This window comes from Streptomyces sp. NPDC002884 (assembly GCF_040295245.1).
In the GTDB taxonomy this organism is placed as follows: domain Bacteria; phylum Actinomycetota; class Actinomycetes; order Streptomycetales; family Streptomycetaceae; genus Streptomyces.
This window is the reverse complement of sequence record NZ_JBEOVB010000024.1, coordinates 96,743-119,666: the sequence shown is the minus strand read 5'-3', so window position 1 is coordinate 119,666 and position 22,924 is coordinate 96,743. Positions and strand designations below refer to the sequence as shown.

The 22,924-nt window shown below is 70.5% G+C and carries 19 protein-coding genes; 6 read left to right on the top strand and 13 right to left on the bottom strand.

Translation table 11 applies throughout. From position 1 onward, the window contains the following. The first annotated feature begins 22 nt into the window (after nucleotides 1-22). The 4 genes from ABT070_RS33520 (at nucleotide 23) to ABT070_RS33505 (ending at nucleotide 4,908) form a co-directional block, all read left to right on the top strand. On the top strand, nucleotides 23-1,279 hold the full coding sequence (locus tag ABT070_RS33520; protein ID WP_351766255.1) for a citrate/2-methylcitrate synthase: 1,257 nt from the start codon (nucleotides 23-25) through the stop codon (nucleotides 1,277-1,279). Between the two features lie 210 nt (nucleotides 1,280-1,489). After that, the gene (locus tag ABT070_RS33515) at nucleotides 1,490-2,431 is read left to right on the top strand and encodes a ferredoxin family protein (protein WP_351766253.1); all 942 of its coding nucleotides are present in this window, start codon (nucleotides 1,490-1,492) and stop codon (nucleotides 2,429-2,431) included. A gap of 129 nt (nucleotides 2,432-2,560) precedes the next feature. Continuing rightward, nucleotides 2,561-4,231 carry an ATP-binding protein gene (locus tag ABT070_RS33510; protein ID WP_351766251.1) on the top strand — a complete coding sequence of 557 codons (1,671 nt, stop codon included), beginning with the start codon at nucleotides 2,561-2,563 and terminating at the stop codon, nucleotides 4,229-4,231. After that, a complete protein-coding gene (locus ABT070_RS33505) occupies nucleotides 4,228-4,908 on the top strand; it encodes a response regulator (RefSeq protein WP_351766248.1) in 681 nt (226 codons plus the stop codon). The genes ABT070_RS33510 and ABT070_RS33505 overlap by 4 nt, the downstream gene beginning before the upstream one ends. Before the next feature lie 78 nt (nucleotides 4,909-4,986). On the opposite strand, the gene ABT070_RS33500 is transcribed toward ABT070_RS33505, so the two are convergent. From ABT070_RS33500 to ABT070_RS33490, 3 genes are all read right to left on the bottom strand, one after another. Next, nucleotides 4,987-6,048: an ABC transporter substrate-binding protein gene (locus ABT070_RS33500; protein ID WP_351766245.1), complete on the bottom strand. Its 1,062-nt coding sequence runs from the start codon at nucleotides 6,046-6,048 to the stop codon at nucleotides 4,987-4,989. 238 nt (nucleotides 6,049-6,286) lie between these two features. Then, complete coding sequence (locus ABT070_RS33495) at nucleotides 6,287-7,150, bottom strand: ABC transporter permease (RefSeq protein WP_351766243.1); 864 nt, start codon at nucleotides 7,148-7,150, stop codon at nucleotides 6,287-6,289. Beyond that, complete coding sequence (locus ABT070_RS33490; RefSeq protein WP_351766241.1) at nucleotides 7,140-7,955, bottom strand: ABC transporter ATP-binding protein; 816 nt, start codon at nucleotides 7,953-7,955, stop codon at nucleotides 7,140-7,142. The genes ABT070_RS33495 and ABT070_RS33490 overlap by 11 nt, the downstream gene beginning before the upstream one ends. Before the next feature lie 161 nt (nucleotides 7,956-8,116). Between ABT070_RS33490 and ABT070_RS33485 the strand changes: the two genes are divergently transcribed. After that, a complete protein-coding gene (locus tag ABT070_RS33485; protein ID WP_351766238.1) occupies nucleotides 8,117-8,809 on the top strand; it encodes a response regulator in 693 nt (230 codons plus the stop codon). Between the two features lie 79 nt (nucleotides 8,810-8,888). On the opposite strand, the gene ABT070_RS33480 is transcribed toward ABT070_RS33485, so the two are convergent. The 6 genes from ABT070_RS33480 to ABT070_RS33455 all read right to left on the bottom strand — a co-directional run bounded on the left by ABT070_RS33480 (nucleotide 8,889) and on the right by ABT070_RS33455 (nucleotide 15,840). After that, nucleotides 8,889-10,481 carry a monocarboxylic acid transporter gene (locus ABT070_RS33480; protein WP_351766236.1) on the bottom strand — a complete coding sequence of 531 codons (1,593 nt, stop codon included), beginning with the start codon at nucleotides 10,479-10,481 and terminating at the stop codon, nucleotides 8,889-8,891. Continuing rightward, entirely contained in the window at nucleotides 10,478-11,053 is a 576-nt protein-coding gene (locus ABT070_RS33475; RefSeq protein WP_351766234.1) for a DUF485 domain-containing protein, read from the bottom strand. Before ABT070_RS33475 ends, ABT070_RS33480 begins: the two co-directional genes overlap by 4 nt. Nucleotides 11,054-11,133: 80 nt before the next feature. Beyond that, on the bottom strand, nucleotides 11,134-11,817 hold the full coding sequence (locus ABT070_RS33470) for a response regulator transcription factor (RefSeq protein WP_351766231.1): 684 nt from the start codon (nucleotides 11,815-11,817) through the stop codon (nucleotides 11,134-11,136). Then, complete coding sequence (locus ABT070_RS33465) at nucleotides 11,814-12,965, bottom strand: sensor histidine kinase (protein WP_351766229.1); 1,152 nt, start codon at nucleotides 12,963-12,965, stop codon at nucleotides 11,814-11,816. Before ABT070_RS33465 ends, ABT070_RS33470 begins: the two co-directional genes overlap by 4 nt. Next, nucleotides 12,962-13,486 carry a DUF1453 domain-containing protein gene (locus tag ABT070_RS33460; RefSeq protein WP_351766227.1) on the bottom strand — a complete coding sequence of 175 codons (525 nt, stop codon included), beginning with the start codon at nucleotides 13,484-13,486 and terminating at the stop codon, nucleotides 12,962-12,964. Before ABT070_RS33460 ends, ABT070_RS33465 begins: the two co-directional genes overlap by 4 nt. 233 nt (nucleotides 13,487-13,719) lie before the next feature. Then, nucleotides 13,720-15,840 carry a DNA gyrase/topoisomerase IV subunit B gene (locus tag ABT070_RS33455; RefSeq protein ID WP_351766225.1) on the bottom strand — a complete coding sequence of 707 codons (2,121 nt, stop codon included), beginning with the start codon at nucleotides 15,838-15,840 and terminating at the stop codon, nucleotides 13,720-13,722. Between the two features lie 445 nt (nucleotides 15,841-16,285). On the opposite strand from ABT070_RS33455, the gene ABT070_RS33450 reads away from it, so the two are divergent. After that, nucleotides 16,286-16,516, top strand: a complete 231-nt coding sequence (locus ABT070_RS33450; protein WP_328479314.1) for a DUF7455 domain-containing protein — start codon at nucleotides 16,286-16,288, stop codon at nucleotides 16,514-16,516. Between the two features lie 131 nt (nucleotides 16,517-16,647). Here ABT070_RS33450 and ABT070_RS33445 read toward each other — a convergent pair whose 3' ends face one another. The 4 genes from ABT070_RS33445 to ABT070_RS33430 all read right to left on the bottom strand — a co-directional run bounded on the left by ABT070_RS33445 (nucleotide 16,648) and on the right by ABT070_RS33430 (nucleotide 22,901). Next, a complete protein-coding gene (locus ABT070_RS33445) occupies nucleotides 16,648-17,505 on the bottom strand; it encodes a serine protease (RefSeq protein ID WP_351766223.1) in 858 nt (285 codons plus the stop codon). Nucleotides 17,506-17,637: 132 nt separating this feature from the next. Next, nucleotides 17,638-19,176 carry an RNA polymerase sigma factor gene (locus ABT070_RS33440; protein ID WP_351766221.1) on the bottom strand — a complete coding sequence of 513 codons (1,539 nt, stop codon included), beginning with the start codon at nucleotides 19,174-19,176 and terminating at the stop codon, nucleotides 17,638-17,640. Between the two features lie 428 nt (nucleotides 19,177-19,604). Beyond that, on the bottom strand, nucleotides 19,605-20,492 hold the full coding sequence (locus ABT070_RS33435) for a FadR/GntR family transcriptional regulator (protein WP_351766219.1): 888 nt from the start codon (nucleotides 20,490-20,492) through the stop codon (nucleotides 19,605-19,607). A 162-nt stretch (nucleotides 20,493-20,654) separates the two neighbouring features. Next, nucleotides 20,655-22,901 carry an ABC transporter ATP-binding protein gene (locus ABT070_RS33430; protein WP_351766217.1) on the bottom strand — a complete coding sequence of 749 codons (2,247 nt, stop codon included), beginning with the start codon at nucleotides 22,899-22,901 and terminating at the stop codon, nucleotides 20,655-20,657. Nucleotides 22,902-22,924 lie beyond the last annotated feature (23 nt).

The following is a 22,924-nucleotide window of genomic DNA, read 5'->3' as shown; positions in this document are numbered from 1 at the left end:
GTCTTGTGGATACGGTGACCCCATGCGCGATCAGGAACCCGGACCCGGCCACCCCGAACGACGGCTGAGCACCAAGGAGGCCGCCGAACTGCTCGGTGTGAAACCCGAGACCGTGTACGCGTACGTCAGCCGCGGCCAGCTGAGCAGCCGGCGTACGCCCGGGGGCCGTGGCAGCACCTTCGACGCCGCGGAGGTCGAGGCGCTCGCTCGACGCAACAGGCGGGAGAGCAGCGGGAGTCCGGGCTCCGGAGCGGAGCTGTCCGTACGCACGCGCGTCACCTTCATCGACCAGGACCGCTACTACTACCGGGGCGTCGACGCGGTCGAACTGGCCTCCCGGCACTCCTACGAGGAGATCGCGGAGTGGCTGTGGACGGGTCGGCTGCGGCCCGGCGTCACCTTCGCCGCGCCCGAGGCGTCCGTCGAGGCCGCCCGCCGCGTCGTCGAGGCGCTGCCCGAACACACCGGCCCCACCGACCGGTTGCGGGTCGCCGCCGTCGCCGCCGCGGCCGCGGACCCGCTGCGGTTCGACCTGTCCGAGGACGCCGTGCTCGGCACCGCCCGCATCCTGATCCCCACCCTCGTCGCCGCGCTGCCCCCGAAGCGGCCCACGCACCGTGACGAGGGCCCGCTCGCCCTGCGCCTGTGGGGCAGGCTCAGCGGACGGCCCGCCGACAAGGCGCAGCTGCGCGCCCTCGACATGGCGCTCGGCCTGCTCGTCGACCACGACCTGGCCGCCTCGACGCTCGCGGTGCGCGTCGCCGCCTCGGCCCGTGCGCACGCGTACGCGGCGGTCTCCGCCGGGCTCGGCGTGATCGAGGGGCCGCTGCACGGCGCCGCCGGAGGGCTGGCCCACCGCCTGCTGCTCGAGGTGCTCGACCTCGGCAGCGCCGCCCCGGTGATCGCCGAGGAGCTACGCGCCGGCCGCCGCATTCCGGGCCTCGGTCACCGGCTCTATCCCGGCGAGGACCCACGCGCGCGTGCCCTGTTCGCCCTCCTGGAGGAGATCCCCGCCGCCGGGCCGGCCCTCGCCGCGGCCCGGGACATCGTGGCCACGACCGCCCGCCACGCGCCGCTCCACGCCAACGTGGACCTGGCTCTCGCCGTCCTCACCGCGTCCTGCGGCATGGAGTCCTCGGCCAGCGAGACGATCTTCGCCGTCGCCCGTACGGCGGGCTGGATCGCCCATGCTCTGGAGGAGTACGGCGAGCGGCCCCTGCGGATGCGCCCGAGCGGTCACTACGTGGGTCCCAAGCCACCCCAGCCGCTGCCGAGGTAGGGAGGGCGCGCACTCCGTCGCGAGCGGTCCTGCGTCACCGTTTCGAGGAGGGCGCAGGGCCGGCACCGCTGCGACCAGGGGTGATTCCCGGGCGGACCAGGGCAGACCTGGGGCCCCTCCTGCCCGCAGCACGCGCACGCGTACCCGCACGGCCGAGCGCCCGCCCCGGCCGGAAGTCGCGCTCCGGCAAGTCAGGTTAGGCTCACCTCTGTGAGTACGTGCGCAACCGTCTCGCGGGATCTCGACGAGCCCATTTCCGGAACCGCGGCCACGGCAACGACCTGGCTCCTCCTGGAACAGCCCGGCCCCTGGGGTGCCGAAGCGCTGGTCTCGAGCCACCTGGACCCGGCTCTGGGCCGCGCCCTGGATGCCGCCGCGCGGGGCACGGGCGTGCGCGTGGCACTCATCCGCCGCCCCGGGCGCCACGCGGACTTCGGCGCGCCGCCCCTGCGACAGGTGTACGCGGCCCACACCGTGCCCGGCGGGGTGTGGCTGCGCAGTGCCACCACCCACGACCCGGGGCGGTTGCTCGACCTCGACTTCGCCGCGCTCGGCAGGGGCGACCATCGCACCTTCGACACCGCGCTGCGGGGCGGGCCGCACACGGGTGACCCGCTCGCCCTCGTCTGCACCAACGGCAAGCGCGACCGCTGCTGCGCGCTCCTCGGCCGTCCACTGGCCGCGGAACTCGCCGCTTCGGGGGTCCGGGGCGCCTGGGAGGTCACCCATCTGGGCGGTCATCGCTTCTCCCCCACGCTGCTCGTCCTCCCGTACGGGTACGCGTACGGCCGCGCCGAGGCCCACACCGTGAAGGAGGTCCTGCACAGCGTCCAGGACGGGCGGATCGTCGTGGACGGGTGCCGCGGGTGCTCGGCCTGGGAGCGGCCCGGACAGGCGGCGGAACTGGCGGTGCGCTCGGCGACCGGCGAGGACGCGGCCGGGGCGCTGAGCGTCGTACGGACCACGGGCGGCGCACCGCGCTGGGAGGTGACCGTCGCGCACACGGACGGACGCCACTGGCAGGTCGTCGTCGCCCAGGGCGCTTCGCTCCCGCCCCGGCCGGAAAGCTGTGGCGCCTCGGTTCTCGGTTCACCTGCACGGATGGACGTGGTGGCGGTCCGGGAACTGGCCGGGGCGGCCCTGGTGGGCTGACACGGCTCCGGACGCCATTCGGCCGCGGCCCGCGCGGGCACGAGGGAATCGTTTCCTCTTGAGTCGGTCAACAGATCCACATCACCCACCCCTACGGCTGCGCCGGTCCACCCACGTACCGTCTTGGGTATGAGCCCCACTCCCCCCGCCCGCCGTCTGCGCCTCGGAATGCCGCGGCGCATGTTCTCGCAGGTCCTGCTCATGCAGCTGACGATCGCCGCGGGGGTCGTGGTGCTCGCGACCGGGCTGTTCCTCGCTCCGCTCAGCGACCAGCTGGACGACCAGGCCATGCGCCGAGCCCTCGCCATCGCGCAGACCACCGCGGCGGTGCCGCAGATCGCCGAGGACCTGCGGAGCACCCGGCCCTCGGTCGACGGACCGGTGCAGCGGGAGGCCGAGCGGATCCGCGAGGCCAGCGGCGCGGAGTACGTCGTGGTGATGGATCTCCACGGCACCCGCTGGTCGCACACCGACCCCGAGCAGGTCGGTGGTCATGTGTCGACGGACCCGAGCCAGGCCCTGGCGGGCAAGGACGTCATGGAGATCGACAGCGGCACCCTGGGCCGCTCGGCCCGCGGCAAGGTGCCCCTGCGCGACGGCGACGACGAAATCGTCGGCGCGGTCTCGGTCGGTATCGAGTACGACAGTGTGCGCGCCCGCCTGATCCACGCGATCCCCGGACTGTTCGCCTATGCCGGCGGCGCCCTCGCCGTGGGCGCGCTGGCCGCCTGGCTGATCTCCCGACGAGTCCAGCGCCAGACCCGCGACCTGGCCTTCTCGGACATCTCGGCGCTGCTCTCCGAGCGGGAGGCGATGCTGCACGGCATCCGGGAAGGCGTCGTCGCACTGGACCGCGCCGGCCGCGTCCGGCTGCTCAACGACGAGGCCCAGCGCCTCCTCGGGATCGGCGAGGAAGCGGTGGGCGCTTCGCCCGACGAGGCGCTCGGCGGCGGACGTACGGCCGATGTCCTGGCGGGCCGGGTGACCGGCACGGACCTCATCGCCGTCCGCGGACAGCGCGTCCTGGTCGTCAACCGCATGCCCACCGACGACGGCGGCGCCGTGGCCACCCTGCGCGACCGCACCGAACTGGAGCAGCTCGGGCGCGAACTCGACTCGACGCACGGCCTCATCGACGCCCTGCGCGCCCAGGACCACGAGCACGCCAACCGCATGCACACCCTGCTGGGGCTGCTCGAACTGGAGATGTACGACGACGCGGTGGACTTCGTCGGGGAGGTGGTCGGCGATCACCGGGCGACCGCGGAGCAGGTGACCGAGAAGATCGCGGACCCGCTGCTCGCCGCTCTGCTGGTCGGCAAGGCGACCGTCGCGGCCGAGCGCGGTGTCGCCCTGTGGGTCTCCGACCGCACCCGGCTGCCCGACCGTCTGATCGACCCGCGCGGGCTCGTCACGGTCGTCGGCAACCTCGTGGACAACGCGCTCGACGCCGTCGCGGGCAAGCCGCACGCGCGCGTGGAGGTCGAACTGCGCGCGGAGGGCCGTACCGCCGTCCTGCGGGTGCGGGACACCGGCCCCGGCATCCCGGCCGAGCAGCGCGAGTTGATCTTCACCGAGGGCTGGTCGACGAAGAAGCCGCCGGCCCACGGCAAACGTGGCATCGGGCTCTCCCTGGTACGCAGGCTCGCCGAGCGGCAGGGCGGCCACGCCACGGTGGACGAGGCGACCGGTGGGGGCGCCGAGTTCACCGTCGTCCTGCCCGAGGCACTCACCGAGCCCGCCCTGGAACCCGCCCTGGCCGCACCCGCGAAGAGCGCTGCCGAGGAGGAGTCCCGATGATCGAGGTCCTGGTCGTGGACGACGACACCAGGGTCGCCCGGGTCAACGCCGCCTACGTCGAGAAGGTGCCGGGCTTCCATGTCGCCGGCGAGGCCCACAGCGCGGCCGACGCGCTGCGCCGGCTGGAGGCGCTGCCCCGTGTGGACCTCGTCCTGCTGGACCACTACCTGCCCGACGAGACGGGTCTCGAGGTCGTCCAGGAGATGCGCCGGCGCGGCCACCAGACCGACGTGATCATGGTGACCGCCGCCCGGGACGTGACGACGGTGCAGGCGGCGATGCGCCAGGGCGCCCTTCAGTACCTGGTGAAGCCGTTCGCCTTCGCCGGTCTGCGCTCCAAGCTGGAGGCGTACGCCGAGCTGCGCCGCACGCTGGACGGCGGCGGGGAGGCCGAACAGGCCGATGTCGACCGCATCTTCGGTGCCCTGTCCGCCCCCTCGGAGCCCGGTCTGCCCAAGGGGCACTCCCCCACCACCGCCGAACTCGTGCGCCAGTCCCTGATGAACGCCGAAGGGCCCTTGTCTGCCCAGGAGATCGCCGACCGGACCGGGGTGAGCCGCCAGACCGCCCAGCGCTATCTGAAGCTCCTGGAGCGCACGGGGCGGGCCCGGCTGACCCTGAAGTACGGCGACGCGGGCCGCCCGGAACACCGTTACGTGTGGGCGACCCGCGCCTGAGGGCACGGTCCTCGGGGGCGGGGGAAGGAACCGTGCCCCTCCTGGGATACGGATCCCGGCCCGCCCCGTGCTCGACCGTCAGCCACCCGCCTTCTCGACGAACTCGGTCGTGTAGGTCTTGCTCAGATCCACGTCGGCGTTCTGGATGTTGGGATTGAAGGCCTTGAGGACCTTCTCGACGGTCTCGGGGCCGTTCTTGGGCATCACGCCGTCCTTGGTGAACATCGGCAGCGTGCTCTTGATGGCCACCGAGTACAGCAGCTTGTTCCCCTGGGAGTAGTCCGTCGGCATCTTGTCGGCGATCTCGGCCGCGCTGTGGGTGGACATCCACTTGAGCGTCTTGACGAATGCATTGGCCAACTTCTGGACGGTGTCCTTGTGACTGTTGACCCAGTCCGTCTGCATGTACAGGCTTGACGAGGGATACGGTCCGCCGAGCGCGTCCTCGGAGCCCTGCGGGGTGCGCATGTCGAGCAGGACCTTGCCGGCCTTCTTGTCCAGGATGGTCGCCACGGTCGGGTCGGTCGTCATGCCGCCGTCGATGGCACCCTGCTGGAGCGCGGCGATGAAGGTCGGCCCCGCCCCCACGGCGACCGGGGTGAACTCGCTGACCTTCACACCGTTCTTGACCGCGAGGTACTTGGTGAGGAAGTCGGTCGAGGAACCGAGGCCCGTGACGCCGAGTTTCTTGCCCTTGAAGTCCTTGGGCGAGGTGATGTCGCCCTCCGCCTCGGTGGAGACGATCTCCACCTCACCGGGCGCGTGCGAGAACTGCACGACGGACTCGACCTCCTTGCCCTTCACCTGAAGGTCGAGGGTGTGGTCGTAGAAGCCGACGGCTCCCTGCACCTGGCCGGAGACGAGCGCCGTCTCGGCCTGGACGCCGGCCGGCTCGCTCAGCATCTCGACGTCGAGCCCCTCGGCGTCGAAGTAGCCCAGACGCTGGGTGAGCATGGCGGGCAGGTAGATGACCTTGTCCAGGCCACCGACCATGATCTTGACCTTGGTGCCCTTGCCGTCCCCCTTGCCACCGGACCCCGTGGACGCGGTGCTCGCCGCGTCGTTGGCACAGGCGGTGAGTGTGGAGAGGGCGAGCAGACCGGCGGCGGCCAGGGCCGTGTATCTGGCGGTTGTGCGCATGGCGGGTTCACGTCCTTGTGAGAAGGCGATGCGGGGGTGGGGCAGGGGCGAGGGGAGGGGTGAGAGATGAGGGGGCAAGGTGAAGGGTGAGGTGAGGGCGGCGCAACTGCCGGCGGAGAGTCCCGAGGGTCCCGTCGTCGGCATCCACTCCTCGGGGGATCCACTCCTCGGGAGGTCGGCCCCTCGATGGATAAGCCCCTCGATGGACAAACCCCTCGGGGGATCGTTCAACGCAGGTTCAGCTGTCGGAGCCCGACGGCTTCCACCGGAAGATGCGGCGCTCGGCGAACGTCAGCAGACCCTCCGCGACGAGGGCGACGACGGCGAGGATGACCATCGCGGCGTACACACCCGCCGCGTTGAACGTGCCCTGCGACTGCGCGACGAGCAGGCCGATGCCCTTGGTCGCCCCGATGTACTCGCCGACGATGGCGCCGATCAGGGCGAAGCCGAAGCTCACGTGGAGGCTGGTGAAGATCCAGGAGGTGGCGGACGGGACGACCACCTGGAGCGTCACCCTGCGGTCGCTCGCGCCGAGGATGCGGGCGTTGGCGACCAGGTTGCGGTCCACTTCCCGGGCGCCCTGGAAGGCGTTGAAGAAGACCGGGAAGAACACCAGGACGACGGCCGAGGCGACCTTGGAGGCGGGGCCGAGGCCGAACCAGATCACGAAGATCGGGGCCAGCACGATCCTGGGTATGGAGTTGAGCACCTTGATGTATGGACCAAGGATGTCGGCGAGGAAGGTGATCCGTCCCAGTGCGATACCGCACACGACACCGGCGACCACACCGATGATCCAGCCGAGCAGCGCCTCGTAGAGCGTGTACCAGATCTGCTCGCCCAGAGAACCGAGCGCGGTCCCGTGCGTCACCCAGGTCCAGATCTGGTCCCAGATCTTCGTGGGCATCGAGAAGTTGAACGGATCGATGACCTTGGCCCGGGAGAACGCCTCCCACAGGGCGAGCACGGCCACCAGGAGCAGCACACGGGACGCCGTCACGACGGCCTTGCGCCTGCGAGCGGCACGCGCGCGCGAGTGAGCGCGGTCAGGTGCCTTGGCCGTGTCGACGACCGGTGTGCTGAGCACTTCAGGCGACACGGGCGGCACCTCTCTCGCGGGTGATACGGACCTCTTCGCCGAGGGACTCCCAGATCTCGCGGTAGATCTCGATGAACCGCGGCTCCAGACGCACCGACTCGACCTTGCGCGGCCTCGGCAGGTCGATGTCGAAGACCTGCTTCACGGTGGCGGGGCCGGCGGTCATCACGACGACCTTGTCGGCCAGCGCAATGGACTCCTCCAGGTCGTGGGTGACGAAGACTACGGACGCGCCCGTGCCCTCCCACAGCTCCAGGAGCTCGTCCGACATCAATGCCCTGGTCTGCACGTCCAGCGCCGAGAACGGCTCGTCCATGAGGAGGATCTCGGGATCGTTCACGAACGTCGCCGCGAGCGCCACGCGCTTGCGCTGACCGCCGGAGAGCTGGTGCGGGTAGCGGTCCTCGAAGTCGGTGAGCCCGACCCGGGCCAGCCACTCGCGCGCTCTCCGCTTCGCCTCCGCCTTGGGCACACCGCGGAAACGGGGCCCGGCCATGACGTTGGACAGGACCGTACGCCAGGGAAAAGTGGCGTCCTGCTGGAAGACGAAGCCGACTTTGTCACCGACGCCACGCACGGGCTGCCCGGCGACCATGACCTCGCCCTGGGTGGGCTCTTCCAGACCACTGACCAGGGTCAACGTGGTCGACTTGCCGCAGCCGGTCGGGCCGACGACGGCCACGAACTCGCCACGCCCGACAGTGAGGTCGAGTTCCCTCACGGCGGTGTGCGGGGCCCCCGACGGGGTCCTGAAGACCTTGCTCGCGCCCCGCAGCTCGATGGCGGGGCTGGTGTGTGCGCTCATGGCCGGGGACGGTAGAGGTGACCCGGGAGGCGACATCAGCCTTCTGGCCGCATGCGCTTCTTTTGCTTGCAGTAGCCTGTTGTGCTCGTTTTGCTCCCGCTAGAACAGCGAAGCCGAAACACGGGCTTAACGCCCGCCTGGCCTTCACGGAGAGAGGCCCGATGATTGACGTCCTGGTGGTGGACGACGACTTCCGTGTCGCCGAGATCAACGCCAAGTACGTGGGGAAGGTTCCCGGCTTCCGGGTGGCCGCCCGCGCGCACAGTGCCGCCCAGGCGCTGGGAGCCATCGAGCGCGGAACCATCGACCTGGTGCTGCTCGACCACTACCTGCCCGACCAGACCGGCCTCCAGCTCATCCACCGCATGCGGGAACAGGGCCATCGCACCGACGTCATCATGATCACGGCGGCCGGTGACGTCACGACGGTCCAGACCGCGATGCGCCTGGGCGCCCTGCACTACCTGGTCAAACCGTTCACCTTCGCCGCCCTGCGCACCCGCCTCGACTCGTACGCCGCCCTGCGCCGCACGGTGGACCGGGTCGGTGGGCAGGGCATCGCCGGCCAGGAGCAGGTCGACCGGATCTTCGGCGCCCTGCGCACCGGACCGGCTCCGTCGTCCCCCGGCCTGCCGAGCGGCCACTCGGAACCGACCACGGATCTGATCTGCGACGTTCTGCACCGCGCGAACCACCCTCTGTCGGCCCACGAGGTCGCCGCCGAGACCGGCCTGAGCCGCTCCACCGCCCAGCGCTACCTCCGCCACCTGGAACAGGCCGGACGCCTGCACCTCTCCCTCAAGTACGGCGACACGGGCCGCCCGGAACACCGCTACGCCTGGGTCGCGCCGTAGCCGTGCGCCGGGACCCCGCTGCGCCGACTCCGATGCGCGAGAACCCCGATGCGGCGGTACGACGATGAGGAGTCGCCCGCTACGCGGCACCCGCCCCGGTCAGTGACCGCACCTCGGTCTCCGCATGCCTGGCCTCGTCCGCGACCTCGGCCGAGGTGACCGTGCCGAGCCAGCCCGCCAGGAAGCCCAGCGGAATCGAGACCAGGCCGGGGTTCTGGAGCGGGAAGTACTGGAAGTCCACGCTCGGGAAGAGCGACTCGGGGCTGCCGGACACCACCGGCGACAGCACGACCAGCGCCAGGGCCGGGACCAGCCCGCCGTACACCGCCCACACGGCGCCCCGCGTGGTGAAGCCCCGCCAGAACAGCGAATACATCAGGACCGGCAGATTCGCGGACGCCGCGACGGCGAAGGCGAGCCCGACCAGGAAGGCGACATTGAGATCGCGGGCCAGCAGGCCGAGGGCGATCGCGACCACGCCGACCCCCACGGCGGCGACCCGCGCCACCGCGACCTCGCTGCGGGGCTTGGCCCGCCGACGGCGCAAGGAGGCGTACAGGTCGTGCGCCACCGAGGCCGAGGAGGCGAGCGTGATCCCGGCGACGACCGCCAGGATGGTGGCGAAGGCGACGGCCCCCACGACCGCGAACAGCACCGCTCCGCCGGTGGAGTCGGCGCCGCCGCCCAGGTCGAGTGCCAGAAGCGGAACCGCCGTGTTCCCGGCCGCGTTCGAGCCGCGCACCGCCTCCGGGCCGACGATCGCGGCCGCACCGAAGCCGAGGACGATCGTCATCAGGTAGAAGCCGCCGATCAGCCCGATCGACCACACGACGGACCGACGCGCGGCCTGCGCGGTCGGCACGGTGTAGAAGCGGGAGAGGATGTGCGGCAGCCCCGCCGTACCCAGCACCAGCGCGAGCCCCAGACTCATGAAGTCGAAACGCGAGGTCCAGTCCCCGCCGTACTTCAGCCCGGGCGCCAGGAACGCGTCACCGTGCCCACTGCGCTCGGCCGCCGTGCGCAGCAACTGGTCGAAGTCACCGTGGAAGCGCACCAGGACGAGCACGGTCAGCGCGATGGTGCCGGCCAGCAGCAGAACCGCCTTGACGATCTGGATCCACGTGGTCGCCCGCATCCCTCCCAACGACACATAGATCACCATGAGCGCGCCGACCCCGATGACGGCCCAGGACTGGGCCGCCTCGCCGGTGTTCCCGAGGAGCAGCGCGACCAGGCTGCCGGCGCCCACCATCTGGGCCACCAGATAGAGAACGGACACGGTGACCGAGGAGGTTCCCGCCGCGATCCGCACCGGCCGCTCGCTCATCCGCGCGGCGACGACATCGGCGAGGGTGAACCGCCCGCAGTTGCGCACCAGTTCGGCGACGAGGAACAGCACCACCAGCCAGGCCACGAGGAACCCGACCACATACAGCAGCCCGTCGTACCCGAACAGCGCGATGAGCCCGGTGACGCCCAGGAAGGATGCGGCCGACATGTAGTCGCCCGCGATGGCAAAACCATTCTCCATCGGGGAGAACAGCCGCCCGCCGACATAGAACTCCTCCTCCGAACCATGGCGGTTGCGGCTCACCCAGGTCGTGATCCCCAACGTGACCGCGACGAAGGCGCTGAACAGCAGCAATGCCAGCGCCTGATGGTTGCCGGTCACGACGCACCGCCCTTTGCTCCGCGGGTCAACTCTTGTGTGTCCCAGCGCAGTTCGAGCGCGGCACGATCCCGGCGCAGTCGTGCGTGCCGGGCGTAGGCCCAGGTGAGCAGGAACGTGCTGAGGAACTGCCCCAGCCCGGCGAGCAGTCCCACGTTCACCGCGCCCACCACCGGCCGTGCCATCAGTCCGGGCGCGGTCGTGGCGGTCACCACATACGCCACGTACCAGACGAAGAACCCTGTTGCGGCGGGCACCACGAACCGCCGGTACCGGCTGCGTACCTCCTGGAAGGCCGCACTGTGCTGCACCTCGAGGTAGATCTGAGCCGCTGCCCCGCTTCCGGTCTCCCGTCGACGTGCCGCGGGGACCTCGGGCCCGGGGGTGCTCATGATGGCCGACTCGCCCCAGCCCGAGGCGAGCGCGTCGTACCACGGGTCCTCGTAGCGCACGTCCCCTGGCGTCTCGGCGTACGCCTGGCCCTGGCCTTGATGATGTTCGTGCGCGTGTGGCGTGGAGGCACCGCTATCGGGACCGTCCCCGTCGGCGCGGGCACGACCGTTGCTTGACTGCATGCCCAAGGATGGACAGAACGGGAAGATCCCCGACTATTGTTCCCCGAACACTTCACCCCATCAGGTGACCGACGCGCCGTTCACCCCGCAGGCGGCCGGACCAGCCCCTTCGCGTACGCGTAACGCACCGCCTGGGCCCGGTCCTTGAGCCCCGTCTTGGAGAACATGTTGTTGATGTGCGTCTTCACCGTCGCGGTGGACACGCTCAGCCTGCGCGCGATCTCCTGGTTGCTGAGCCCCTCGGCGATCAGCACCAGTACCTCCGCCTCCCGGGTCGTAAGCCCGTCGGGGACGACGGCGGGCGCAGCCGGCTCCGGTTCGGGCGCAGACAGGCGCTCCAGCAACCTCCGCTGGACACTCGGCGACAGCCCCGCGTCCCCGGACAGCACACTGTGCACGGCCCGTACGATCTCGTCCCCGCCCGCGTCCTTGGTGAGATACCCCCGTGCGCCCGCTTTCAGCGCGGGGAACAGGGACTCGTCGTCCGCGTAGGTCGTGAGGACCACGACCTGTGTCCCGGGATGCTCGGACCGGATGCGCCGGGTCGCCTCCACTCCGTCACAGCGCGGCATCCGCAGGTCCATCAGCACCACATCGGGAGCCAGTTCGGCAACGAGCCGCACCGCCTCTTCCCCGTCCCCGGCGGCGCCCACGACCTCGACTCCCGGCAGGAGTCCGAGCAGCATCACGATGCCCTCCCGGACGACCGTCTGATCGTCCGCGACCACAACCCTGGCGGGCTCCGTCGCCGCCTCCTCCGTCATACCGGCACCTTCAGCGTCACCACGAACCCTTCCTCGTCCGGCCCGGCAGCGAGCGACCCGCCCAGCAGTTCGGCGCGCTCCCGCATACCCAGCAGACCGTACCCGCCACCGGCTCCGGCGAGTTCGCCCGGCGGACCACCCGAGTCCCGCACGTCCAGGGTCACTTCATGCCGGCCGTACTCCAGCCGCACACGCACCTTGGCTCCCGGTGCGTGTTTGCGGGCGTTCGTCAAAGCCTCCTGCGCGACTCTGCGCACGGCCTGCGACGCCTCGACCGGCAGCGGTCTGCGTTCACCCCCCACCGTGACCCGGGCGCCGTCGGACATGCGGACGAGATCGGTCAGGAAGTCCTCCAGCGGCGTCAGTTCACCGCGCAGCGCGGACAGCGACTGCCTGGTCTCCTCGAGACCGTCGCGCGCCATCCCTCGGGCCGCCACCACCCGGTCGAGAATCTGCTCGCGGTCCGCGCCCCGCTCGATCAGGAGCCGGGCCGCCTCCAGGTGCACGAGCTGTGCCGAGAGACTGTGGGCCAGGACGTCATGGATCTCCCGGGCGATACGGGCCCGCTCCGCGAGTGCGGCCGACTCGGCCTCGGCCGCACGCGCGGCCCGCTCCTGGGTGAGCAGTCGCAGTGCGGTGCCTCTGGCTTCGGCGTCCAGACGCAGCGCGTATCCGGCGAGGGCCATGCCCCCGATGGCGGCGGCCGTGGTCACCCCCGAGTCGTTGTTGACCACGGCGAAAGCGGCGAACCCGACCGAGGCAGTCGGCAGCGCCGCGCCCAGTGGCAGTCGCTCCAGCGCCACGATGGCGCACCCGCACCACAGGACCGCGGCTGGGGAACGGAAGTCCGCGGCCTCGGCCCCGGCCGCAAGCACCAGCAGCATGAGGAGAAGGGCCAGCGACGGCCACAGCCGGTGTTCGAGCGTCGTCCGGAACAGGGCCCAGGCCAGGCCTCCTGCCACCAGAACGCCGCCTGCCCCACCGACCGCGACCCACCCCTGGACGCGACTGTCGTGGAAGGCGCTCCACAGGAGCGCGCCCAGGACCAGCAGCCTTACGGCCCAGGCCAGCAGCCGCCTGGGGCGCGAGATCCCTCTGGGGCCCAGCGCCTCCCGTGACGGCCAGCGTGTCCAGACGTTGTCCGTCACACGCGCTCCTTCCACGGGGACCGGGGCACGTGGTCACCGTACGCCGTGGCGTGCGCGGGAGTCTGGTTCAGAGACTGGACGCGCCAGATCAGGATCCCGGAGCGGACCAGCAGGGTGGCCGCGAGTCCCAGCATCAGGGCCGCACTGTCCTGGTGGACGCCCAGCAGTGCGCCAACCCCGAAGAGGCCCACCCGCAGACCGATGCCGGCTCCCCAGACGACCACGCTCGCTCTGGTGCTCTTGCTCCACACGGCGCCGTCCGGCTCCACCCAGATGCGGGTGGTCCAGGCCCAGGCGGCTCCCATGGCCAGGGCGACGAGCAGTTCGGCGCCGAGCACCAAGGCCGACTCCGCGTGGTGACGGGTGTCGAGGAGGTCGGGTTCGCGCAGCGCTATGACGGCCAGGATTCCCGGCAGGAGCCACCATCGCCGGTCCGTGTCGATGCGGCTTGCGCGAAACTGCCGCACGATCACGAGTGCGGCCACCGCCGCGATCACCAGTGCGTTGACGAGCCCGGACATCACAGCCTCCGTGAGCGGGAAGGGAAGGCCGGCGGCGAGCGCTGCCGACGCCTTCGACGCTACGGAAACGCGCAGGTCCGCAGATCGGACCAGGGGTGGATCATGGGTGGATCTCGGGAGGCTTGGGTTCTCCACCCGCGGGTGGAGAACCCAAGCCGGACCTGCATGAGATCCGCCCGACCTGCACAAGAGCGGGCCGGAGCCGCGAAGCCCGGCCGGACCGGACGCAGCGGCTACGCGTCGATACGGGACCGGTCCAGCGTCGCCGCCGAGCTGGAGATGAACTCCTTGCGCGGCGCCACGTCATTGCCCATGAGCAGATCGAACACCTGCTCGGCCGCCTCCAGGTCGGAGAGGTTGATGCGACGCAGAGTGCGGTGGCGCGGGTCCATCGTCGTCTCCGCCAGCTGGTCGGCGTCCATCTCGCCGAGACCCTTGTAACGCTGGATGGAGTCCTTGTACCGGACGCTCTTGCTCTGGAACTCCATCAGCTTGTCGCGCAGCTCACGGTCCGAGTACGTGTACACGTACTTGTCCTGGCCCTTCTTGGGCTGGACGAGCTCGATGCGGTGCAGGGGCGGGACCGCGGCGAACACCCGCCCGGCCTCGACCATGGGCCGCATGTAGCGGTGGAACAGCGTCAGGAGCAACGTCCGGATGTGGGAGCCGTCCACATCGGCGTCGGTCATCATGATGATCTTGCCGTAACGGGCCGCGTCGATGTCGAAAGTGCGCCCGGAGCCCGCCCCTATGACCTGGATGATCGCGCCGCACTCGGCGTTCTTGAGCATGTCGGTGACGGACGACTTCTGGACGTTGAGGATCTTGCCCCGGATGGGCAGCAGCGCCTGGAACTCGGAGTTCCGGGCGAGCTTGGCCGTGCCGAGCGCGGAGTCCCCCTCGACGATGAACAGCTCACTGCGCTCGACGTCGTCACTGCGGCAGTCGGCGAGCTTGGCGGGCAGGGACGAGGACTCCAGAGCCGTCTTGCGGCGCTGCGCGTCCTTGTGCTGCCGGGCTGCGATACGCGTCCGCGCGGCAGCGACCGCCTTCTCCATGACGACTCGCGCCTGAGCCGCCGCATCGCGCTTGGCGGAGGTCAGGAACGCCTTGAGCTCCCTGGAGATCACGGTGTTCACGATGCGCCGGGCCGCCGAGGTGCCGAGGATCTCCTTCGTCTGGCCCTCGAACTGGGGTTCGGCGAGACGCACCGTGACGACGGCGGTCAGGCCCTCAAGAGCGTCGTCCTTCACGATGTCGTCCTCGGCGACGCGCAGCATCTTCTTGGCGCGCAGCACCTCGTTCATCGTCTTGGCGACCGCCTGCTCGAAGCCGGCGACGTGCGTGCCGCCCTTGGGCGTCGCGATGATGTTGACGAACGATTTGACGTTCGCGTCGTAGCCGGTGCCCCAGCGCAGCGCCACGTCGACGCCGAGCTCACGGGTGACCTCCGTAGGGGTCATCTGCCCGTGCTCGTCCAGGACCGGGACGGTCTCCTTGAAGGTGCCCTGCCCGGTGAAACGGAGGACGTCACAGACGGGCTTGTCGTTGGCCAGGTACTCGCAGAACTCGCTGATGCCACCGTCGAAGCGGAAGGACTCCTCGCCCTTGCTCCCGCCCTCGCCGAGGCCGTACTCGTCGCGGACGACGATGGTCAGGCCGGGCACCAGGAACGCGGTCTGGCGGGCGCGCTGGTGGAGGTGCTCCAGGGAGAGCTTGGCGTCCTTGAGGAAGATCTGGCGGTCGGCCCAGTAACGCACCCGCGTGCCGGTCCGGTTCTTGGCGACCCGCTTGATCTTCCGCAGGCCGCCCGTCTCGAACTTGGAGTCGGGGCCGTCCGCGGCGAAGGCGCCCGGAACTCCGCGCCGGAAGCTGATCGCGTGCGTGTGGCCGCCTCGGTCCACCTCGACGTCGAGGCGGGCGGACAAGGCGTTGACCACGGAGGCGCCGACGCCGTGCAGACCCCCGGAGGCGGCGTAGGAGCCGCCGCCGAACTTGCCGCCGGCATGCAGCTTGGTCATGACGACCTCGACGCCGGACAGACCCGTTTTGGGCTCGACGTCGACGGGGATGCCTCGGCCGTTGTCACGGACCTCGACCGAGGCGTCGTCGTGGAGGATCACTTCGATGTGGTCGCAATAGTCGCCCAGGGCCTCGTCGACGGAGTTGTCGATGATTTCCCACAGGCAGTGCATCAGACCACGACTGTCCGTCGAGCCGATGTACATACCCGGGCGCTTCCGCACGGCCTCGAGCCCCTCGAGGACGAGGAGGTGCCGCGCGGTGTAGTTGGAACCGTCCCGGTCTGCTCCTGCCAGCAGCGCTGTGGACGGCACGGACGTTTCGGCGGTCACGCGGTTCGCTCCTCGCTGAATTTCACTTGGGGCCCTTCTGGGTAAGGGCGCGGCTTGGGTAGCCGCCAAGAGGGTACCGAGGCCTGGTAGAGCCGTTGTAACGCCACCCTCGTCCGAAACTCAGACTAGTCCAGCGTCGCATGCGTGTTCGATCCCTCGATGGAGTGAAGTACATATCACGTTCCCTTCGGGGCATGAACCATTTAGGCTCCGGGCACGTCCTCATGAACAAACCGGCAAGCCGGCCGGGAGGACCGAACCATGACCGACAGAGCGAAACCGTAAGCACCACAGACCACGCAATACGGCACATTCGCCGCCAAACCGGCAGCAGACGGCCACCTCGGAAAGATTTTTTCGAGGACAAGCCACGAGCGGGAACGTTTTGGGGCTGGTTGGATGTTGACCCTGGTACGACAGCTCGTCGAGCTAGAGAAGAGGCGACGTGACTACTGTTCTGACCCCCGCGAGCCCGCTGACGGCCGCTGACCGCTGCGACCGCTGCGGCGCCCAGGCGTACGTACGCGTCGTGCTGCTCAGCGGCGGAGAACTGCTCTTCTGCGCCCACCACGGCCGCAAGTTCGAGCCGGAACTCAAGAAGATCGCCGCTGAGATACAGGACGAGACAGAGCGGCTGACGACCGTTCCGGCCTCCAGTTCGGAAGAAGAGCGCTGATCTGCGCGTCCACGACGAGCCAGAACCGGCACAGGCCGGTATACGGGCGGCCGTCCCTACTCCCAGGGGCGGCCGCCCGCTCGCGTGGCAGGAAGTCCTGTCACGGCGTGGCAGGACTCGCTCAGCCGCCCTCAGAGGGCTTTCGCAGAGCCCTGCGAGCCCCGGGCCCAGCCCAGCGCCCGTACGGCGTCCGACACGCGCGTGTAGACGCCAGGACTCCCCGGCCGCCCACAGCCGCTGCCCCACGACACGAGCCCGATGAGCCGGCCCTGTGCGACCAGCGGCCCGCCGCTGTCCCCCTGGCAGGCATCGCGACCGCCCCGCGCCTCCCCGGCGCACACCATGCTCCGCGCGTCGTAGGTGCCGTCGGAGGTGCCGGGATAGGCCTGCTCGCACTGCGCGTCGGCCAGCACATGGACCCGGGCCGCTCTCAGGGTGCGGGCGTACGCACCGAACCCGGTGGCGTCACCCCAGCCGTAGACGACGGCTTCGGTGCCTGCCGTGTACGCCGGGTCGCCCTCGCCGGCCATGCCGATGACCGCACCCGCGGGAAGTGGCTCGGCGAGGGTGAGCACGGCGAAGTCCCCGGCATTGCTGGAACTGTCGTAGGCGGGATTCACCCACACACTGCGCACGGAGACCTCCTGCCCGGTGTCGCTGTACAGGTCCGTACGGCCCGCGACGACCTTCAGGTCGGCCAGCTGCACGGGCGGCGCTCCCAGGACGTCCTCGCCCATGCAGTGGGCCGCAGTGAGCACGGTGGACGGGCCGACCGCCACCCCTCCGCAGAACTGTCCGGAGCGCGTACCTCCGAACCGGTCACGACTGGACAGCGCGACCGTCCACGGGCTCTGGGAGACATCGACCGGGAAGCCGCCCACGACGACACCGTCGGAGGCCGCAGGGGCGGCGGAGCCCAAGGGTATGGCCACCGCCGCGGCCGCCAGGATCAACGGCCGGGCCAAGGCCCGGACAAGGGGACGACGCATGCGCGCTCCTCACTCTGGAGTGACCGATGGACACCCAGAGTGATCCAACGCGCGGCACCCCGCACCCGCGCCGAAGCCGAAGGCCCGGCTCCCTCACGGGAGACCGGGCCTTCGGCTTCGTACGGCTACGACCTAGTCGAGGTAGTCGCGCAGCACCTGCGAACGGGACGGGTGGCGCAGCTTGGACATGGTCTTGGACTCGATCTGACGGATGCGCTCGCGCGTCACGCCGTACACCTTGCCGATCTCGTCGAGGGTCTTCGGCTGACCGTCGGTGAGACCGAACCGCATGGAGACGACGCCCGCCTCGCGCTCGGACAGGGTGTCGAGGACCGAGTGCAGCTGCTCCTGGAGGAGAGTGAAGCTGACCGCGTCGGCCGGGACCACGGCCTCGGAGTCCTCGATGAGGTCACCGAACTCGCTGTCACCGTCCTCGCCCAGCGGGGTGTGCAGCGAGATGGGCTCACGGCCGTACTTCTGGACCTCGATGACCTTCTCCGGGGTCATGTCGAGTTCCTTGGCCAGCTCCTCCGGGGTGGGCTCGCGGCCCAGGTCCTGGAGCATCTGGCGCTGCACGCGCGCGAGCTTGTTGATGACCTCGACCATGTGCACCGGGATACGGATGGTGCGGGCCTGGTCGGCCATCGCGCGGGTGATCGCCTGACGGATCCACCAGGTGGCGTACGTGGAGAACTTGTAGCCCTTGGTGTAGTCGAACTTCTCGACCGCGCGGATCAGACCGAGGTTGCCCTCCTGGATGAGGTCCAGGAAGAGCATGCCGCGGCCGGTGTAACGCTTGGCCAGGGAGACCACCAGACGGAGGTTGGCCTCCAGAAGGTGGTTCTTGGCTCGCCGGCCGTCCTCGGCGATGATCTCCAGCTCGCGCTTGAGCTTCGGGGCGAGCTTGTCGGCGTTGGCCAGCTTGTCCTCGGCGAACAGACCGGCCTCGATGCGCTTGGCGAGCTCGACCTCCTGCTCGGCGTTGAGCAGCGGGACCTTGCCGATCTGCTTGAGGTAGTCCTTCACCGGGTCGGCGGTGGCACCGGCCACGGCGACCTGCTGGGCCGGCGCGTCGTCCTCGTCGTCGTCGGAGAGGACGAAGCCCTTGTTCTCGGCCCCCTCCTCTTCCTCTTCGCCCGGCTTGGCGTCCTCGAGGACCTCGTCCTCGGCGACCTCGGCGTCGTCCTTGCCGGTGGTCTTCTTGGCCGCCGTCTTCTTGGCGACGGTCTTCTTCGCGACCGTCTTCTTGGCGGTCGTCTTCTTGGCAGCCGCCTTCTTGGCGGGGGCGGCTTCGTCTGCGGAATCGTCCACAGCGGGAGCGGCAGGGGTGGCCGGGGCGGCCGTGGCAGTGGCCTTCCTCGTGGTCACCGCCTTCGCCGCGACCGTCTTGGTGGCGGTGCGCTTGGCCGGGCTCTTCGCTGCGACGCTCTTTCGGGTGCGCTTGGGCTCCGCGGCACTGACCATCAGCGTCACACCCTCTTCCTCGAGGATCTGGTTGAGGCTGCGCAGTACGTTCTTCCACTGAGTGGCCGGAATCTGGTCAGCTTCGAAGGCCCGACGCACATCGTCGCCGGCGATCTGCCCCTCAGCCTTTCCCCGCTCAATGAGCGCCATGACAGAGACGGACTCGGCGATCTCCGGCGGGAGCGTACGGGATGTGCTGGCCGACACGAACAACCTCTCGGAACGTTGGAAAACGGCTTCCGGCCCCGTCCGTGACGGACAGGAGCCGACCACCGGCCTGGGGGTGGGCCGACGGCGCGGGCGGGGGCCGGGAGGATTAACAGCGCCTTGAACGGCGTCCGTATTCCCTCCGCGGCAGTCACCTCTTAGGTCATCGCGTTGTTTCCACAAGCGTTACGCCCAATCTTCGTGGCCCGAGTCACACCCCGTAAGCGTTCAAAAAAGGTCAGACGCGGGCAGACGAGGTCACCCGTGAAGCCTACCGGTGCCGCCGGGACCGGTTCCGCCACGTCGACCGTCGGACCCCGCAGCACCCGTGACGGGTCCTGCGGGGTCCGACGGGAGAGCGGGTGCAGCGGCCGAGGAGGACGCGGGAGGGCGAGGACGCCCTCCGACCGCTCCCCCGCGCGGCGCGGTCAGTGTTCGCGCGGTGCCGGCACGACGCGCTCCACCTCGGGGTGGACGGTGAGCAGCTGGCGCATGGCCGTCTCGGCCGCGGCGCCGTCGCCCGCCGCGAGGGCGTCGGCGATCCGGCCGTGGTGCCCCAGCGACGCGTCGTTCGGCCGGTCACAGCCCGTGACCGGGCCGCCGGAGACCTGGAGGGCGGACGACACGATCCCGGAAAGGTGCTCCAGCATGCGGTTGCCCGCGACCTGGATGAGCAGCGAGTGGAACTCGGCGTCGGCCCGGGAGTAGGTGAGCGCGTCGCCCTGCGCCATGGCGTGCGCCATGATCTCGACCATGTCGGACAGCCGCTGCTGGATGTCGGCGCGCCCGTGCCCCGCGGCGAGGCGGGCGGCAAGCGGCTCGATCGTCCAGCGCAGCTCGCTCAGCTCGCGCCGTTGGTTGTCGCGCTGAGGGCCGAACGCCCGCCACTCGATGATGTCCGGGTCGAGAAGGTTCCAGTCGCTCACGGGACGCACGCGCGTGCCGACGTTCGGCCGGGCACTGACCAGGCCCTTGGCCTCGAGGACGCGCAGCGACTCGCGGACGACGGTGCGGGACACCTCGAACCGCTGACCGATCTCCTCCGGCACCAGCGGTCGGTCGGCGCCCAGGTCGCCCGAGACGATCATCTGACCGAGCTGCTGGACGAGTTGGCCGTGCAGCCCGCGTCCGCGGCTGCCCGCGGTACGCCGGCCCACGCGGCCCAGCTCGGGTTCCGCGGACTCCCACACGGGGGCTCCGACACGTTCAGTCACAGGAGCCTCGGCGAAGGGGTAGCGGTCGAGTTCGCCCGGTCCGGCCAGACCGGAGTCGGCGGAGCGGGCGGCGGTCATCATGGTGTGCGCAAGGGTACTCACGGATCCTTTGTCGGCGCTGCTCCCAACTCCCTTGAGGTCTTTGGTGAAAAGCACACGAAAGGGTGATCGCTCACCCCGTCGCAATTGACGCCTTATCGGAAAGAAATGGGCTTTCTCCGGGGAGTTGCGCACACGCCGGGACCGGATCGGCCCGGACCGTGGTCATCGGGCTCTGCTGCGCAGGGTCGTGACCAGGTACGCGCACAGCAGGGCCGTCAGCGACAACGTCATTGCTCCGCCGACCGGTTGGGCGATCAGGCGCGCAACGGCGGCCAGATAGCGCTCGCCGCCGAAGGGCCACTGCACCAGGAGCAGCTCGCGCAACCGCAGCGAGAATCCGGCCGCCGTCCGCACGGACGCGCTCTCCACGGCCTTCTGTACGACGGGCAGGACGACGACGGGCATGGCGACCACCGCCGCCAGCCCGGCCGTGGTGGACCGGAAGACGCCGGCCGCCAGCACACCGGTCCAGGCGCAGCCGACCACGAGACCGATCCAACTCGCACTCAGCGAAAGCCAGCCCGCGGGAACCTGTGCGACCTCCCGTCCGTAGACGAGATAGAGCGCTTCGGCGTCGCAGCCCACCGTGAGAAAGGCCAGCATCAGCGCGGTGAGAGCGGCGACGAGGAGCTTGGCGGTGAGCACACCCAGTCTTCGGGGCACGGTACCGCGATCCACGGCCAGGGCGGGGTGGCGGAATTCGTCTCCGAAGGCCAGCGCGCCGAGCAGTCCCGCGCCGAGCGCCGCGGGCGGCAGCGGCAGCTCCGTGGGCCACGCGGCCAGCAGCCGTGTCGGCGCGGTGTGGCCCGCGCGGGCCAGGAGTACGGCGGTGACCACGGAGACGACCAGGACCAGGGCGCAGGTGGTGAATCCGGTGCCGATCCCGGTGGCGCGACGGAGTTCGTAGCGGAGCGGGCGCAAGGGGCTGGGGGCCGAGCGGACGGAGATGGGAGGTGGCAGGGCGGGCAGGGTGTCGGCACCACGGGACACGAAGGGGCGGGTGGAGCGCGGGGCCGAGGACATGACAGACGCGGCCGGGGCACCGGAGGCGGCGGAGTGTGCACCCGAGATACCGCCGACGGCGGCGTCGGTTTCTTCGGGCTGCCGGAGTTCCTTCACGATCGTGCCCGCGGAGGCGCCCGGCCTGCCGGCGGGGCGGCCGGCCGGGGCGGTCGGGGACGCCGGCGCGTCCGGGGTGTCTGCAGCCCGACCCACGACAGCCGTGGTGACGGCACCGGGCGGGGAGTCGCCGCCGGAAGCCGGGATGACGTCGCGAGGCACGGCGTCGACCGGCCGGTACGGCGCCGGAGACAGCGGCGGTTCACCGTCGGGGCTTTTCGGCGCGTCGGCGGCGCCGGCGTGCCGGGACTCGCTCGCCACACGTGCGTCTTCGGGGGCCTTCTCGCGTTCCGTGTCCGGCTCGGAGGCGGCGATGGCGGCCGGTTCCCCGTCCCAGGAGTCCCGACCCGCTTCTCCCGAAGGGTCCGGCCCCGCCTCGGAGTGCGTACGCCGCGGGGCCTCCACTCCCGCTCCCGGCCCCATGTCGCCCGTCTCGTCGGCGAGTTGGTGGATCAGGATGTTGTGCCGGAACGCCGTCTCGCCGACATGGGCGCAGGTACTGCCGTACACGGAGAGCCGGTTGCCGTCCTCCTGCACCACCTCGACGGAGCGTTGTGCTGCTCGTGCCTCCCTGGCGAGCAGGGCGGCCAGGCGGACGGCGTGTGGGCTGCGGACGGCCACCCGGGGGCGCAGCCGGGTGCGGGCGAAGTCGGCCGCCTCCTGGTCGGCGACCAGTGCGCCCCGGTCCAGGGTGACGACCCGGTCGGCGGTGCGAGCCGCCTCCTTGGGGTCGGTCGTGGTCGTCAGGACGGTGCCGCCCTGGTCCGCGTGGGCACGCAGCATGCCGTGCAGCCAACGGTTCTCGCGCCCGGAGAGCCCGTCGGTCGGCTCGTCGAGGACGAGGGTGTGCGGGTCCGCGAGCAGAGCGCAGGCAAGGCCCAGCCGCCGGTCCACGCCGCGGGACAGGGTGCCGAGGCGTTCGTCGCGCAGGCTGACCAGGCCGACCACCTCGAGCACCTCGTCGGCCCGCCGAGCCGGCACCCCGGCGGCCGCGCACAGCATGCGCAGGTGGCCCCGGACCGTGCGGGCGGGGTGCCCCGGCACATCGCCGAGGAGGACGCCGACCTCACGCGAGGGGTGGGCGATGCGGTGCAGCGGACGGCCTCGGAAGTGGGCGAGGCCGCGGCCCTGTTCGAGTTCGAGCATGAGTCTCAGCGCCGTGGTCTTGCCCGCGCCCGGCGCTCCGAGCAGCACGGTGACGCGGCCCGCGCGCGCCTCGAAGGAGACATCGTCGACGGCGGGCGGAAGCGCCTTGCGGGAGTTGCTGGTCAGTCCGAAGGCCTGGATCACCCGTAGCAAGATAGCGCGTTATA